This window comes from Candidatus Formimonas warabiya (genome assembly GCF_002777255.1).
Lineage (GTDB): Bacteria > Bacillota > Dehalobacteriia > Dehalobacteriales > Dehalobacteriaceae > Formimonas > Formimonas warabiya.
The window spans coordinates 6,426,603-6,441,270 of sequence record NZ_CP017634.1 but is presented as its reverse complement, the minus strand read 5'-3'; the positions used below and the strand labels follow the sequence as shown (position 1 = coordinate 6,441,270).

General features: G+C 44.9%; 18 protein-coding genes. 2 read left to right on the top strand and 16 right to left on the bottom strand.

Annotated features, from left to right (window positions below; genetic code table 11):
- Positions 1 to 27 precede the first annotated feature (27 nt).
- Entirely contained in the window at positions 28 to 240 is a 213-nt protein-coding gene (locus tag DCMF_RS28985; RefSeq protein WP_148137670.1) for a hypothetical protein, read from the bottom strand.
- Positions 241 to 344: 104 nt separating this feature from the next.
- Positions 345 to 1,232, bottom strand: coding sequence for a GNAT family N-acetyltransferase (locus DCMF_RS28980; protein WP_148137669.1), 888 nt, complete (start codon positions 1,230 to 1,232; stop codon positions 345 to 347).
- A 156-nt stretch (positions 1,233 to 1,388) separates the two neighbouring features.
- Between DCMF_RS28980 and DCMF_RS28975 the strand changes: the two genes are divergently transcribed.
- Positions 1,389 to 3,314, top strand: a complete 1,926-nt coding sequence (locus tag DCMF_RS28975) for a beta-propeller domain-containing protein (RefSeq protein WP_148137668.1) — start codon at positions 1,389 to 1,391, stop codon at positions 3,312 to 3,314.
- Positions 3,315 to 3,372: 58 nt separating this feature from the next.
- Here the strand turns inward: DCMF_RS28975 and DCMF_RS28970 are convergent, their stop codons facing one another.
- From DCMF_RS28970 to DCMF_RS28955, 4 genes are all read right to left on the bottom strand, one after another.
- Positions 3,373 to 4,056, bottom strand: coding sequence for a TerC family protein (locus DCMF_RS28970; protein WP_148137667.1), 684 nt, complete (start codon positions 4,054 to 4,056; stop codon positions 3,373 to 3,375).
- A gap of 426 nt (positions 4,057 to 4,482) precedes the next feature.
- The gene (locus DCMF_RS28965) at positions 4,483 to 6,225 is read right to left on the bottom strand and encodes a sigma 54-interacting transcriptional regulator (RefSeq protein ID WP_148137666.1); all 1,743 of its coding nucleotides are present in this window, start codon (positions 6,223 to 6,225) and stop codon (positions 4,483 to 4,485) included.
- Positions 6,226 to 6,439: 214 nt separating this feature from the next.
- Positions 6,440 to 7,786, bottom strand: a complete 1,347-nt coding sequence (gene gabT, locus DCMF_RS28960; protein WP_214658981.1) for a 4-aminobutyrate--2-oxoglutarate transaminase — start codon at positions 7,784 to 7,786, stop codon at positions 6,440 to 6,442.
- A gap of 357 nt (positions 7,787 to 8,143) precedes the next feature.
- The gene (locus tag DCMF_RS28955) at positions 8,144 to 8,386 is read right to left on the bottom strand and encodes a DUF1858 domain-containing protein (RefSeq protein ID WP_148137665.1); all 243 of its coding nucleotides are present in this window, start codon (positions 8,384 to 8,386) and stop codon (positions 8,144 to 8,146) included.
- A gap of 315 nt (positions 8,387 to 8,701) precedes the next feature.
- Between DCMF_RS28955 and DCMF_RS28950 the strand changes: the two genes are divergently transcribed.
- Positions 8,702 to 8,935 (top strand): glutaredoxin family protein, encoded by a 234-nt coding sequence (locus DCMF_RS28950; RefSeq protein WP_148137664.1) that lies wholly within the window; start codon positions 8,702 to 8,704, stop codon positions 8,933 to 8,935.
- Positions 8,936 to 8,949: 14 nt separating this feature from the next.
- On the opposite strand, the gene DCMF_RS28945 is transcribed toward DCMF_RS28950, so the two are convergent.
- The 10 genes from DCMF_RS28945 to DCMF_RS28900 form a co-directional block, all read right to left on the bottom strand.
- The gene (locus DCMF_RS28945) at positions 8,950 to 9,471 is read right to left on the bottom strand and encodes a hypothetical protein (RefSeq protein ID WP_148137663.1); all 522 of its coding nucleotides are present in this window, start codon (positions 9,469 to 9,471) and stop codon (positions 8,950 to 8,952) included.
- 107 nt (positions 9,472 to 9,578) lie between these two features.
- A complete protein-coding gene (gene queC / locus DCMF_RS28940; protein WP_148137662.1) occupies positions 9,579 to 10,244 on the bottom strand; it encodes a 7-cyano-7-deazaguanine synthase QueC in 666 nt (221 codons plus the stop codon).
- Between the two features lie 20 nt (positions 10,245 to 10,264).
- Entirely contained in the window at positions 10,265 to 10,627 is a 363-nt protein-coding gene (locus DCMF_RS28935; RefSeq protein ID WP_148137661.1) for a hypothetical protein, read from the bottom strand.
- 52 nt (positions 10,628 to 10,679) lie between these two features.
- Positions 10,680 to 11,333: a TapB family protein gene (locus DCMF_RS28930; RefSeq protein ID WP_148137660.1), complete on the bottom strand. Its 654-nt coding sequence runs from the start codon at positions 11,331 to 11,333 to the stop codon at positions 10,680 to 10,682.
- 106 nt (positions 11,334 to 11,439) lie between these two features.
- Positions 11,440 to 12,051 carry a uracil-DNA glycosylase gene (locus DCMF_RS28925; RefSeq protein ID WP_148137659.1) on the bottom strand — a complete coding sequence of 204 codons (612 nt, stop codon included), beginning with the start codon at positions 12,049 to 12,051 and terminating at the stop codon, positions 11,440 to 11,442.
- Between the two features lie 42 nt (positions 12,052 to 12,093).
- Entirely contained in the window at positions 12,094 to 12,972 is an 879-nt protein-coding gene (locus tag DCMF_RS28920; protein ID WP_148137658.1) for a class I SAM-dependent methyltransferase, read from the bottom strand.
- Between the two features lie 46 nt (positions 12,973 to 13,018).
- The gene (locus tag DCMF_RS28915) at positions 13,019 to 13,363 is read right to left on the bottom strand and encodes an SH3 domain-containing protein (protein ID WP_236860374.1); all 345 of its coding nucleotides are present in this window, start codon (positions 13,361 to 13,363) and stop codon (positions 13,019 to 13,021) included.
- 64 nt (positions 13,364 to 13,427) lie between these two features.
- Entirely contained in the window at positions 13,428 to 13,667 is a 240-nt protein-coding gene (locus DCMF_RS28910; RefSeq protein WP_148137656.1) for a zinc ribbon domain-containing protein, read from the bottom strand.
- Between the two features lie 16 nt (positions 13,668 to 13,683).
- Complete coding sequence (locus DCMF_RS28905; RefSeq protein ID WP_148137655.1) at positions 13,684 to 14,196, bottom strand: hypothetical protein; 513 nt, start codon at positions 14,194 to 14,196, stop codon at positions 13,684 to 13,686.
- Between the two features lie 101 nt (positions 14,197 to 14,297).
- Positions 14,298 to 14,633 carry a cupin domain-containing protein gene (locus DCMF_RS28900; protein ID WP_148137654.1) on the bottom strand — a complete coding sequence of 112 codons (336 nt, stop codon included), beginning with the start codon at positions 14,631 to 14,633 and terminating at the stop codon, positions 14,298 to 14,300.
- Between the last annotated feature and the right edge of the window lie 35 nt (positions 14,634 to 14,668).

Sequence of the window (14,668 nt, the reverse complement as noted above, 5' to 3'; positions counted from 1 at the left end):
TATCGCCCCTTCCTCCTTCAATCACCCCTATTTTTTAGGAACCTGCACCCCGTTTTTTGACGCCAGCTTATTCATCAAAGACTTTAAGTTTTCTTTATTGGATTTTGATACGCCACCTTTTTCAAGTTCACCAATAATTTGATTAATGATTTTTAAATTTCCTTCAGATAAGGTCCCTTTGTGATTATTGATCAGCGATTTCAGTTCTCCTAAAGATTTAACTTTCGGAATAGAGCCCATGATGATCCCCCTTTCTTTCCTGCCTGTACCTTATCTTATGTTCAAGAGGGCTACGAGTGTTACTAAATTAGGATTGCAAAAAAATATCACCAGGAACGAGAGCATCATTCCGGATCCGGATCCCTTTGGTTGATGTCATAAACAAAACTTTTATCGTCAATTTGCTTAAAACCGTTTTTCAGCCAAAAGCCTAAGGCCTCTGTTGATGACGTGACAGCAATTTTATGGAAACCGTTTTCTTTAGCCCACTGCACCAGAATCTGCATAATCAGTGCTCCTAAACCTTGGCTTCTCTGATTTGTGGGTAATCTGAGAAAAAATAGCTGCAGGATATCTTCTTTCACTCCTAAAGTAAGATAAAAAGGATCATTTTGCGATCGGGCCCACTGAAAAGTAATCACCACATTTTCCGGTTGACCGGAAACATCATACCCTAAAGATTCCCGCAGCACATTTTCTAAACCGCTTTTCAGATGGGGGATATTGATCTCGGCAATTTTAGGCAATCTGCTCCTGACCTCCCGCTTTTTAAACAACGCCGCTTCCCAAATGCTAAAGGTATACAAAGCAACATAAGCTAAAACAGTGGTGATAATGGCGGGAATATACATGCCGCTGCCGCTGGCCAGGCCTAAACCACTTACCAGCCAAAGGGTGGTGGCTGTCGTTAACCCCTTAATGGTGTACCCTTCCTTCCAGATCACCCCGGCCCCTAAGAAACCCATGCCCGAAATTACCTGGGCTGCCATTCTGGCCGGATCCCTTTTTACCGCTTCAATGTGGTCAAAACCGGTAAAGCCATAAATCGAAACAATCATAAATAAGGCGCTGGCCAAACACACCAGAGAATGGGTCCTGGCCCCGGCAGGCTTGTTGTGAAAATGGCGCTCCGAACCGATCATGGCGCCGATAATTAAAGCAAATAACAACCTAAGACCCAATTCCACCTGAAGGCTAATATCTACTTGAATCCCCTCCTTATCTTCCGCCAAATTCTATGCCCCGGACAAGCTTTATCCCCTGTTTCCGCCAACGGCTTTTTACATACTAATATTCAAATCAATAAATTTTTACGACAGGATCACAGGCATGAAACAAAAATAGGCCAACCCACGTCTAAACAATAAATTGGCTAAGGAGGAAAAAAAGTGAAAAAGTTATGGTTATTTGTTGGCCTGCTGTTCGCTCTGGTCTGTTTGACGGTCCTAGCCTTTAAACCCGTTTCCGCGAAAAGTGAAGGGGAAATAAAAGATTGCTTACCTACGGTAGGCTCCTATGAAAACTTGAAAAAACTGCTTGCAGCAGCACAAAGCTCTCGGTCGCAAATCTTGCGAAATGGGGCAATGGGTGTGACCGGCAGTGCACAATTTGCGGAAAAAGCGGTTTCAGCGCCCCTTGAGTCCCCGGGGGGGACAGGGGAGGATTATTCCTCCACCAACATTCAAGTTCAGGGGGTGGACGAAGCCGATATTGTGAAAACCGACGGCAAGTACATTTATCAGGTCAACCAGGGACGGGTAATCGTCCTTCTCGCCCAGCCACCTGAAAAAATGGTTCTTAGCGACACAATTAAATTTGAGGACGGGAAATTTTCTCCCCAAGAATTATATGTGGATGACAAATACCTGGTTGTGATCGGCGCTGCCTCTGAAAACGCCTATGTTGACGAGCAGAAAATTGCCCCCGGCATCCGAATCTATCCTCCTGTTTGGGGAAGGGGTACCGTGAAAGCGGTTATCTTTGACATCAGTAAAAAGGACCAAATCAAACAGGTGAGAGAAGTGGAGTTGGCAGGAAATTACCTTTCTTCCCGGAAAATCGGCGATGAACTCTATTTGGTGGCCAACAAATACCTGGACCAGCCCCTCCGTCCTTCCTATCGGGACTCCGCCCGGACAGACAGTTTGGTAGAAATCCCCTATCAAGAGATCCGATACTTTCCTGAATGTGTGGAACCGAACTATCTGCTTGTGGCAGGACTAAACCTGGCTCAGCCGGACCGGGAAATGAAAGTATCCGCCTACCTGGGGGCGGGAGAAAATATCTATGCTACAGAAAAAGATCTCTATGTGGCGGTGACCGGGTATGAAACAAAGGCAACAAAACCGGCGCCAGAGATGGAAACCATGGTCTATAAGTTCACTCTGGAAAACGGGCAAGTCACATACGCGGCGAAAGGCGAAGTACCGGGAACCATCCTCAATCAATTTTCCATGGACGACCATCAAGGTTACTTCCGTATTGCCACGACAAAAGGGGAAATCTGGCGCACCGATGAAAATACCTCTAAAAACAACATCTATATTCTTAATGCTGATCTGCACATAACAGGAAAAATCGAAGATATTGCGCCAGGTGAAAAGATCTACTCTGTAAGATTTATGGGCGACCGGGCTTATCTCGTTACTTTTAAAACTGTCGATCCTCTTTTTGTCGTTGATTTGCACAATCCGGAAAAACCGCAAATTTTGGGTGCCTTAAAGATCCCTGGTTACAGCGATTACCTTCACCCCTATGATGAAAACCACATCATTGGTTTTGGGAAAGACACCACGGAATTAAGTCAAAAGGACTGGGAAGGAAAAGAATTCGGCACCATGGCCTTCTATCAGGGGATAAAAATTGCCCTCTTTGACGTGACCGCTGTGGCCCACCCGGTCCAAATGTATCAGGAGGTGATCGGCGACCGGGGGACAGATTCCGAATTGCTGCACAACCATAAAGCCCTGTTGTTCTCCCGGGAGAGAAACCTGATGGCATTCCCGGTAACCGTGATGAAAATAAGCAATAAAGAATCCTTACCGGACAATGTGATCCAATACGGAGAGTTTTCCTTTCAGGGGGCCTATGTCTACCAGATCGACCTGAAAGAAGGATTTAAGCTCAAGGGAACCATTACCCATCTGGACCCGGATGACAACTTAAAAGCAGGGTATGATTGGTACGCCAGCAATAAAAATATCGAACGGATTCTTTATATCGGCGATACCCTATATACCTTATCTAAAAGCATGATCAAGGCCCACGATTTGAGGGAACTAAAAGAAATCTCCCATTTGAATATTCCCCAGTAAGTAAAAAAGAAAAGCGCGACCTCGTCGCGCTTTTTCGGGATTAATACTTTTTTATTCTTTATTTTCCTGCTCCCTCAAGAGTGGCTACTTTTGCCTTTCTTACTACGATCACACCATAAACTAAAACAGGAATCGCCAAAATCCAGGGAATCAAGGTGGCAAATGTTTCTCCTACTATTCTCACCACATGTAACGCCTTATCGTGAACAATCATACTGGTCGCCGTATGAGCCAGTACGGTAGCGCCCAGATAAATAATGATGGGGAATTTGTCCATTAAACGAGCCAGCCAGGTGGCGCCGAAAATTAAAATGGGGATCGATACCGATAAACCAAAAATAATATATAAAACATGGCCTTCCGCTACTCCAGCCACACCCATTACATTATCAAAGGCCATAGAAATATCCGCTACAACAATCGTACCTACCGCAGCCCAAAACTTGTCGGAAGCTTTCACTTCGGCCTCTTCTTCTTTACCCGGTTTAATGAGCTTATACGTAATAAAAACTAATATGAGTCCGCCGATGGCACTCAGATAATTAACCGTCATCAAATAGGTGGCCATAGTAGCAAAAGTAACCTGTAAACAAACGGCGCCGCCGGCTCCAAATATAGCCGCCTTTTTGCGCAGATTTTCCGGCAAATTCCGAATCGCCAAACCTACCACTGCCGCATTATCCCCGCTCAGCACTAGGTCAATGAGCGTAATTGAAAAGATTTTTCCCAAAACCTCTAACATAATTTTCTGTCCCCTCCCCTAATAAGAATAATAGGATCTCTGTCATCTTGTTTTTTTGTACGCACCCCCTCTTGGCCTAAACAAAAAAATATCATTTTGCCTGATTTTTCTTTAATTGATCATAAAAAAACCTTTAATTGATTATAAGTATACCAAAATAATTTTATAAAAGCGATATTTTGATCACAAAAATAAATCAAAATCTTTTGAAACAATGATATTTTTATTATCTCTTATTTGGCCTATCCTTTAATTATAGAATTACAATTCAAAAAAATAAACCCTTAATTCTTGACAATTTCCTTTTTCCCACGAAATTGATCATATCGCTACTTTCATTAGTAATTCTCGCGGTTTTTTAAGACTCGAAAACTTACATAAGAAAAGAGTCCGCCCGGGACTTTCGTCCCGGGCGGCTGATTCATGTCAACTCTTTCCTGTCTTCAAATTGCTGTCGTCAAAAAGTCCGTAGCGCCGCATTTTACGCACCACAGTTGATTGGTTGACATCCAGCGCTTCCGCCATCTTGTAGGTATTATGGAATTGGGTGAGGGCCTTCTTCAGCAATTGCTTTTCCACCTCTTCCGTAGCACTTTTTAAGCCGCATAAATCCAGCACCATCACTTTTCCTTTCTTGCTCTGTTCCCAATAAAGATATTCCGGTAAATGACCGGGCAAAATTTCATTTCCATCTACCGTTACCGTCAGTCTTTCCATGAGGTTTTCCACTTCCCGGACATTACCCGGCCAGTTATAGTCCTCCAGGACCGTGAGAGTTTCCGGAGAGACCCGTTTGTTCATGTCATATCTGGCGTTACAAACATCAAGAAACCGGTTGACCAATTTTCTGATGTCCTCTTTCCGGTGTCTCAACGGGGGTATGACGATAGGAATCACATTCAGCCTGTAAAAGAGGTCTTCCCGAAACTTATTCTCATTTACCAGATGCCTGAGATTTCTATTGGTGGCCGTAATAATTCGAATATCAATCTGCACATCCTGGGTGCCGCCGATGCGTTTCATTCTTTTTTCCTGAATCACATGCAACAGTTTCACCTGCAAATTTAAGGGCAAGTCTCCGATCTCATCAAAAAAAATCGTTCCCCCGTTGGCCATTTCGATCAGGCCTTTTTTACCTTCGCGCCGTGCGCCGGTAAAGGCTCCTGCCTCATATCCGAAAAGTTCCGATTCCATCAGGGTTTCCGGAATAGCGCCACAATTGACGGTAATAAATGGCCTGCTTGCCCTTTTGCTTAATTTATGGATCCTGGCGGCAATCAGCCCTTTCCCCACCCCGGATTCACCCTCAATCAAAACCGTGGAATCTACGGCAGCCACTTTTTCTACGATATTTAGAATATCCTTCATGGGAGTACTGGCGTATACGATATCTTCTCCAAAATTCAATCTTTCCTTGTGTAATTCGGCAATCTTATTTCTGTACGAGTCTACCAGTTTTTCCGTTTCTTCCAGTCTTTGTTTCAGGTTACTCAGTTCGGTAATATCCCGGGAGTTTGTCACAACCCGGATAATGTTTCCTGCATCATCAAATACGGGATTGCTGGTGACAACTAATTTCTGCCCGCCTTTGGTATTCTGCATGGAAGTAACACGTTTCTTTTCCGCTAAGGCTTGGCTGGTGACATTGGGAGAAAACAAGCCCTGTCTTTCCAGCTCTTTTACATGTTTTCCAATCAATTCTTCCGTCTTCACCCCGTAAAAACGTTCGCAGGCCCGGTTTACGCGCACCGCATAACCCTGTCCGTCCGTAACAAAAATTTCATCATAGGAAGAATCAAAGATGGCTTCCCATTCCCTATTTAATTTTTTCATACTTTCTAATTCTAAAGCAAGGCTGTCCAGCCCGGTCATGTCCTGAAAAGACACGACTGCTCCGACCAGCTGTTCCTCGGAAAAGATGGGGTCTTGATTGGTGAGAAAAATTTTACCCCGGAGGGAAACCTTCTCTCCCCATAAAGGCTCCTCTGTGTCCAAAACCCGAAAAGCAAAAGATTCCGGTAATAGGTCTTTTAAATTTCTGCCCATGATTTCTTGGGGCAAAACTTTTAAGATCTCCCGGGCTGCCCTATTGCATACCACTACCCGGCCCTCGGCGTCAATGATTACCAACCCATCGTGTGCTACTTCCACGCCTGCACGCAGTAACAATCAATTCACCTCCAGATGAGAGGTTTCCTCTTGTACTATTATTCTACTAAATCCAGCCGAAATTGACGACATTTTTTTCATTCAGATTTTAAAAATACAGGCAGATGAGGGCACCTGGTGCCTGTACCGGCCTGTATTTTTCCGTGATCATATTCTGAAGCTAGTCCGCTGTAGGCTGTGGTAGCCTGCGGGCATATTTACCCCTGTACAAAAGCTATTTTTTAAAAACCAGGTCCACAGCTTCCCCAAGAATATTCATGGCCTGCGCCAGCTGTTCATCGGTGATTACCAGAGGCATCAGCATCCGGACGGTATTTCCCATTACCCCGGCACTAATAATCAATAAACCGCGTTTAAAACATTCCTCCAGGATTTGATTGGTTTCATCTTTCGCCGGTTCTTTTGTGCGGGGGTCTTTTACCAATTCAAAGGCAATCATGGCCCCTAAATGCCTGATATCGCCAATTTGGGCATGTTTCTGCTGCATTTCTTTGAGTCTCGGTATCACATAGGCGTTAATCTTGTTGGCCCGGTCGGCAAGCTTTTCCCCTTCGTATACTTCAATGGCTGCCAATGCTGCCGCACAAGAGAGGGCATTTCCGCTGAAAGTACCCCCAATTTGTCCTCCGTCGGGAGCATCCATGATGTCCGCTTTTCCCACCACAGCACTTAAGGGCATGCCTACACCGATGGACTTGGCCATAGTCATGAGATCGGGCTCCAGGCCAAAGTTCTCTACGGCAAACATTTTCCCGGTCCGGCAAAAGCCTGATTGGACTTCGTCGGCAATAAAAACAATGCCTTTTTCCGCACAGATTTGTTTTAATCCGGGCAAATATTCCGGGGGAGGAACAATAAAGCCGCCTTCCCCTTGAACCGGCTCAATGATCATGCAGGCTACCGTCTCAGGGTCTACTTCCGCCTTAAAGAAGGTATGGAAATGTTCCAAACAATGCATCCCGCACCCCGGATAGGAAGAATTCCAGGGACACCGGTAACAGTAGGCGGAGGGAACCTTGTAGATTTCCGGAGCAAAGGGTCCGAAACCGAATTTATAAGGCCGCACTTTACTGGTTAAGGACATAGCCAACAAAGTCCGCCCATGAAAGGCCGATTCAAAAGCGATCACGCCGGCTCGCCCCGTATAGCGCCGGGCAATCTTCACGGCATTCTCTACACATTCCGCCCCGCTGTTTACAAACATCGCTTTTTTGGGGGAGTCTCCCGGGACGATTTCACAAAGCTTTTTCGCGAGTTTGATATAATTTTCGTGGGGAATGATGGTGTGAAAGGTATGGAGAAATTTTTCCGCCTGTTTTTTGATCGCGTCTACTACCGGCTCAGGACAATGACCTGCATTTACCACGCCGATTCCCCCGAAAAAATCAATATAAGTATTTCCATCCAAGTCCTTGATTACGGCGCCTTTTCCTTCTTCGATAAAAGCCGGCTTACCGGTATTTACACCCCGGGCGCAGTATTTGGCCCCCCACTCCATCAAGGTTTTGGTCTTATCGCCCTGGCCCTGACCCACTTTCGCTAATTCTTTTCCTGTAAGCATTCTGTTACCTCCTTGATTTTCACCCTCTGAAACTGAAGGGGTTATAATTTAAAATTCCTTAAGAGTTTTTATTGCAACATTTATGCCAATTTTTTTCTTCGGTCCGGATCCCCCAAAGCTATATATCCTGATACTTTCATGATTTTGGTCATCCACGCTTAATGCTATTTTGCATTTGCATTTAACATTTAAGAAGCGGCACGATACTGGCAGTAATGCTCTATTTAATGCAGAAAAGCCGGCAGTTAATGCGTATTTGCATTTAACCGCCGGCTGGTATAACCCAAATTTTAAAAAAGCGTTTTTTTAAGAAAAAAATCTCACATAAAATAAATCCCGGATATCCCGGGATTTATCCTAGCAACCACAACCGCAACCGCAGCCGCTGCCCTTTTCCTTTTGTTCGTTTGCTACCCTGTTCAGGTCCACCATCAATGCATCCACATCTATCCCATGAGCCATGGCTCCCTGTTCTATATTTTCGAACCTGGCTGCAGCACATCCTAAGCACCCCATCCCATGGTTCATAAAGACATCTGCAGTCTCCGGATATTGGGCAACAACTTCCATAATACTCATATCCTTGGTAATTGCAGCCATTAATTTCACCTCCTCATAAATATATCTTAAGTATACTGACATTAGGCAGGTTTGTAAAGGCGGACATGTCAATTTTCTGTATTTCCATGAACTGTCAAAAAATTTTCTGTATGTTATAGCTGCCATCGGTTACAAACTAATTTTACACAAACATAAATTGGGGACATTCCTCGCTACAAGAGTCAAGATGTAAGAGGCAAGAAACAAGATGTTTGCTCTTCTTTCCTGACTCTAGCTTCCCTTTCTTGCTTCTGGCTTCTGGCATCTTGCTTCTTGGATGAGGTGTGTCCCCTGACCTTAGGAGGAGATAATTTCATGGAAAAAGAAGTAACGATCTTCACTACGCCCACCTGCTCCGCCTGTCGTCAGGCAAAAGAGTTTCTTGCCAGAAAAGGAATTCCTTTTAAAGAACATGACGTGGCTTCAGATGCCCAGGCGAGAAAAACCATGTTTCAAAAATCCGGGAGAATGGCCGTTCCCACCATCGTCATCGGAGAAGAAATTATCATTGGCTTTGATATCCACGAAATGGAAAAGATTCTCCATTAACGCTGCCCTTATTTTTACCCCATCACCTGATCAATTTTTTCTTCCAGGCCCTTAAAATGGGAGATGATATGATCTTCGTTTAAAATCAGCTGCCATCTTTTTGTTTTGGGTAAGGTGCAGAAGGCGGACAAATCACTTTTTATTTCGGCTAAGAGCGCATTTTTCCGCTCCATTTCCCGGTATACTTCGTTCGATGCTTCCGCTTGGGCAGCAGCAATTTGCCGATAAGCTGCTTCTGCCTCTTTTAGTTGTTCCTCTTTTTGTTTCATCGCTTCCCCTTGTTCTTGTATTTTTTGTTCCAGGCTTTGCCTGGCATCTATCTCAGATAAGCTAAACAGCATGGTCTCGACAAAATCTTGAAATTTGGTTAAGTGATTTGGCTGGGGCGCATTTTTGATGGTCAGTAATTCTTGTTTCATTTTTTCCACATCACGATAGAGCCTGTCCAATAACTCAAACATTTTTAAAAGACTTGGATTTCGTTCCACCATCGTGCATAACTCATCCATGATCTTTCCCCGTAATTCATCATTCATTTAAATACCCTCCCCGTCTTTCGAGTAATTAAATGATAACAAATTTATCTCGGAGAAATTGCCGAAAAAACAAGATCACGCCACAAAAATTATCCCCCAGGGATCGACTATTTTTTATATTTGATGGGGTCCGCAAAACCTGCTTCCCGGAAACCCTTTAGCCTTAAGAGACAGCTGTCACACACACCGCAGGCTTCTTCTCCCCCTTGATAACAACTGGTCGTCAAGTGGAGAGGGGCACCGTTTTTCATGCCCAATGCGACAATTTGCGCTTTGCTGAGGTACTGCAGCGGTGTTTCCAGGGAAATTTTTTTCTCTTCAATCCCGGCTTTGGTAGCATAATCCGCCACCTGCTGAAATTTTTGAATAAATTCGGGACGGCAGTCGGGATAACCGGAATAATCCATGGCATTTACCCCAATATAGATTTTTTCCGCCTTTTCCACTTCTGCCAGCCCTAAAGCATAGCTTAAAAAAATCAAATTCCGGGCAGGAACATAGGTGACGGGAACATCCTGACGCTGTTCATCTCCTGCCGGTACCTCAATGTCATCCGTGAGGGCGCTCCCGCCGATGGCCCGCATATTGGTCTCAATCAGCACATGCTTTTTCACCCGGTAAAAATCAGCTACCGCCCTGGCACAGGCCAGTTCCCGGAAATGCCGTTGCCCGTAATCGAAACTAATGGGAACCGTTTCATAACCTGCCTGCTGGGCAACGCTCATACAGACGGTGGAATCTAAACCGCCTGACAACAATACGATTGCTTTCATTTTGGCACCTCACCTTGATCCTAAATATAATTGTTGATCAGATTTCTGTCCGGTGTTTGATCATAGTAATAATGCTGGGGCGGGCTGACGATCATGGAATAGATCAGCCAAACAAATAAGATCACTACAATCACATTCACCACTTTATATCGTTTGGCCAATTGCCAGATCCTATTACCGATCTTAAGTGTGAGCAGGAAAAATATGACCCGGCTGATGATAAACAGCGCCGGTGCGTCCAAATTGATCACTCCGCCCAGCAAAATATAGGCGGTGATGGCAATCATCCGATAGACAACGAGATACAACAAAACCCAGATCACTGTCTTGGTTAGAAAAAACATCAAAAAAGCAAATACCGCCAAAAAAATCAATTCCAGCAAAAAACTCACCTCAAAATAATTATATCATAATCGGTTATGGGAGGTGAGAGCCCTACTTTTTAATTTTATGCAGAACCGCGATCAAGACCTGCTCTCCTTTTTCATCATACACCACTTCTTTGACCATGCCAATTTTATTGACATACCAGCGGTCTTCCTTAATGCCGAAATTGGTTCCCTGGGTTGTAAAAACGGAAGTAAAACTAATTCTTAAGGCATTTTTGTAGGTTTGGGCCGGAGTAGAAACCGTTTCCGCCTCTTGAACAACGGCCTGTACAGTTCCTGTTGCTACGGCTTCCTTTTTCCCTAAAGGAAGCAATTTGCCGGACCACTCCCATTTATCTCCCTTTTTTAAAGGAAATTTCAAAAAAACCTGGCTCGGTTTTTTGGCAAACTGACCCTGGACGTTATCAATCCTGGGAAACATAATAGTTTTATCTTCAACCGCATAATATTCAATTTGGGTAGGAAGAGCCTGTTGATGATAGGAATAAGACAAAGGATAAGCAAGCTTCCCCTCGACTTCTTTTTGCTCCCCCACTTGAACCTGCATCTCTACTTTTTCTCCCTGAATATCAACATCATAATACCAGGTAACGCCCGGATTCAGGGGCAGGAAATTTTTCGCTTCGTTCCTTGCGGCACAGCCCGCGGAAAACAGAAACAGACAGCTGATGATCATGAATAACTTGTACGAAGTCTTCATCAAAGAACCTCCATCCTTATTCTTAACGGTATTTTGGCTCTTTGCCTCAACAAACATACATGCAGAAAAAAGCCCTGGAGGGCTTTTTTCGGGATCCGGGTACCGGTTACCGTGGTCCGGGCAGATAAGCAACGGACAAAAACTCTTTCAACTTAACCAGGTCCTGCACATAAATGTCTTTTTTACTCCGGTCATAAATCACGGAGGCGGGATGAAAGAGGGGAAACAGATGGCAGCCGTACCGGCGGGAAAAAATCGCTTTGCCCCGATAATCACCCACTCTCACGGTTCTCCCCAAGATTCGGGATAAAGGCACCCCACCCAAGGTCACGATTATTTTCGGGTTGACCAGACGGATTTCTTCATCAAACCAGTTGGCACAGGCATTTATTTCTTTCACCAAAGGCTTACGATTGGCATAATCTCCATAACGGCCCCTGGTGGAAGGTTTCGTGGGACGGCATTTTACCACATTGCCGATATAAACATCCTGCCGGGAAAGGTTCAGGATGGAAAGGAATTCCTCTAGTTCCCTCCCCGCCTGGCCGGTAAAAGGCTGACCGGTTAAATCCTCATCTCCTCCGGGAGCCTCCCCCGCTAAAAAAATCCCGCACCCCTGATCCCGGTTTCCACAGACCACATTGTTTCGTGTCAACGCCAAATCACAATTCCGGCAGCTTCTTACAGCTTCCCTTAGTTCCGGCAAGTTCGCGAACAACCTTTTTCACCATCTCTCATCAATAATCTTCCCTAAGGGGCTTTATCGCTGCCAAACCATCAGCCCGGTAAAGGCCTGGACTTCTTCCCTGACCACCCCGTCTGTGGATTCACTGATTACAAAAGAGTGGATCTCTCGATCCATATCCGGTGTTACTTCCCCATACTGAGACACCCAATCCCGGAGCAGCATTTCTGTTTCTTCCACGGAATTGTGATTTGTCCAGTCGGAATGTAAAAATTTCACGGCCGGCAAATAACCCGTGGCATAGAGCATATTAAAAGGATAAATAAAATCGGCGGATTGCTCCGGCCGGTTTTCCCGGAATAACCGGCCCCAAATTTTTTCATGCAGGTTATTTTTTCGGGCCCGGGCAAATTTACTTAAAAAATAATACTTATTTCCGGCAGAAATCATTTTCATCAATGTCTCGCCGTTATGGATACCCGGTGTCATGGCGGCCATGACCAGATCAAATTTGTACTGCCACTTTTCTTTTTCCAGATCAATCTCTTCCCATGTTTTATGCATGTAAGTAATGTTATCTATTTTTTGGGTACGGGCCCGCTCTTTCAGGATATCCAGCATGGTACCGGCTGGATCCAGAGCCCATACATGGGCAGCCCTTTTTGCGATCGGCAACGTATAATTACCCGGTCCGCAACCGATATCAAGGACATGAATGCCGTCCAGAACGATACCGGAGGACTCCATAAAATTTAGGACCACCTGCTGTCTGCCCCGGTTGTCCTCCCCTTGGGTATTCTTGGCATAATTTCCCGCCCGGTTATTCCATAAAGAAATCGCTTTTTCCCCGGCACCCGAGGCCCTTGAGAATTTCTCCTCTCCGGACATCGCTTCATCCCAGGCCTTAATCCAAAAATCCACGTTTTGAATTTCCTGCTGAATTGGTATTTCCATCTTTTTTCACCCTTCATCAGTATACCATCCCCATGTTTCCAGCGGATCATGTAAGTTCCTTCAGGTTGTCTTTGGGGAACCATCCTATTTCGTGATTATTTAACCTTTTGCACCAGACCCAGCCGTTCAATTCCTTCAGCCCTTGCACCACTTCATTCTCAGCCATGGTCAGTTCTTTGGCGCTATAGTTCTCCTTGATCACACCGTCTTCGATGCCCCGACTAATGATTTGTTCGGGAACCCACCCCCCTTGGGACCGATCCGGTTTTGAGCAGAAAACCCAGTGGGGCCAATTCTCCTCTCCTTCATATGTCTGCCCGAGTATGACCCGCTCTCCTTTTCTCAGCACAATCGGGTCAGGAGAACTGCTTTCATAAGACCTAATCACCATGTAGAGCACCTTTACCACTCCTGCTCAGTTTAATCAGAGAGACAACATCACCATCGACCTAGACTTAACCCCCAAAGATTAAATCAAGAATGTTGCTCAGATTATTTTTTCCTTCCAGAATTTCCGGGTTATACAGTTCGGTAAACCCGCATTGCTGGCAGGAGACCGCAATAAATTCGTTATGTTGAATATCAAACAATTTAGAAAGGCCGGTCCCTGTTGCGGCAAAACGCTTCACACTGGCCCGTACATTCCCGCATTTCGCGCATACAAAACGCCGTTCAATTTCATGATCCAGATTCATGGTTGACACCTCCCAACTATTTTGGCAAACCCGCGGTACGCAGGTATTTGATCAAACCCACTAAACCCTTGGACCCGAACAGGAGCAACAGGCCGATAACCAGTTTCAGACCCGTAGTTCCCAGATTAATATACTGGTTCAGTGGCCTAAAAGAATCATCGATCTTTAGATGGATGAAGGCAGAAATCAGTGCTGGTAAGGCATCGGCAACGATGATGATGCCCACCACGGAAAAAGCAATGCTCTGCAGACCCTCGTAATTAATGTTTACCTTTTCATTTATTCCCGGATTTTTTACCATCCGGTCGGAGATTTCATCGGCATACAACCACAAACACATGCTGACAATCAAAAGCAAGCATATTGGAGCCATAAACGTGATTATTTGTAAGGATGCACTCGTTTGGCTTGACGCGGTTGACACGATATCAAAGATGTTATACGCAGATGGAAGATAAGTAATAAATTTTATCAGGGTAAAAATGGCGAGTACTTTCACCGCAATCGTGGCGGCGGCTTTTACATTCATTTTTTCTCCTCCCAATAATATTTATTTGTCATACTACTAATACAAATCCCTTAATCAACTCGCCTCACATCCTTTAAATATAGTCTGCTTCCTAAAAATTTTCAAGGTAAATAATCCGCACGCACCGGGGAAAACACTTCTATGGCCACAGAGTCTTCTAAAATTTCCGCCCCATGTTCCGTGCCGCCTAATATAGCCCAACTGTCACCAGGCTCCATATCATACTTTTCATCCCCAATCGTTAACAGAATGTGCCCGGATACCAAATAGCCCGTTTGCTCCTGAGGATGTTGATGTCTGGGTAAGACATGACCTTTTTCCAATCTAAATTCCGTGAAAAGCGTATGCTCGCCGTAAGTGAGGGTTTTTCTCTCCACCCCGTCTAACACGCGAATGTAACCTTGATCAGATGCTTTTGAAGTTCCCACATAACGCATATTTTTTCCTCCCTGTCCGTAAAAATCCTGCCCCA

Bases quoted from the DNA above. Each gene is read 5' to 3' on its own strand.
- DCMF_RS28910 (WP_148137656.1), bottom strand. From the start codon at position 13,667: ATGAATCTGGATCATGAAATTGAACGGCGTTTTGTATGCGCGAAATGC.
- DCMF_RS28900 (WP_148137654.1), bottom strand. From the start codon at position 14,633: ATGCGTTATGTGGGAACTTCAAAAGCATCTGATCAAGGTTACATTCGC.
- DCMF_RS28970 (WP_148137667.1), bottom strand. From the start codon at position 4,056: ATGTTAGAGGTTTTGGGAAAAATCTTTTCAATTACGCTCATTGACCTA.
- DCMF_RS28905 (WP_148137655.1), bottom strand. From the start codon at position 14,196: ATGAATGTAAAAGCCGCCGCCACGATTGCGGTGAAAGTACTCGCCATT.
- gabT (WP_214658981.1), bottom strand. From the start codon at position 7,786: ATGCTTACAGGAAAAGAATTAGCGAAAGTGGGTCAGGGCCAGGGCGAT.
- queC (WP_148137662.1), bottom strand. From the start codon at position 10,244: ATGAAAGCAATCGTATTGTTGTCAGGCGGTTTAGATTCCACCGTCTGT.
- DCMF_RS28950 (WP_148137664.1), top strand. From the start codon at position 8,702: ATGGAAAAAGAAGTAACGATCTTCACTACGCCCACCTGCTCCGCCTGT.
- DCMF_RS28955 (WP_148137665.1), bottom strand. From the start codon at position 8,386: ATGGCTGCAATTACCAAGGATATGAGTATTATGGAAGTTGTTGCCCAA.
- DCMF_RS28985 (WP_148137670.1), bottom strand. From the start codon at position 240: ATGGGCTCTATTCCGAAAGTTAAATCTTTAGGAGAACTGAAATCGCTG.
- DCMF_RS28945 (WP_148137663.1), bottom strand. From the start codon at position 9,471: ATGAATGATGAATTACGGGGAAAGATCATGGATGAGTTATGCACGATG.
- DCMF_RS28915 (WP_236860374.1), bottom strand. From the start codon at position 13,363: ATGGTGATTAGGTCTTATGAAAGCAGTTCTCCTGACCCGATTGTGCTG.
- DCMF_RS28920 (WP_148137658.1), bottom strand. From the start codon at position 12,972: ATGGAAATACCAATTCAGCAGGAAATTCAAAACGTGGATTTTTGGATT.
- DCMF_RS28930 (WP_148137660.1), bottom strand. From the start codon at position 11,333: ATGAAGACTTCGTACAAGTTATTCATGATCATCAGCTGTCTGTTTCTG.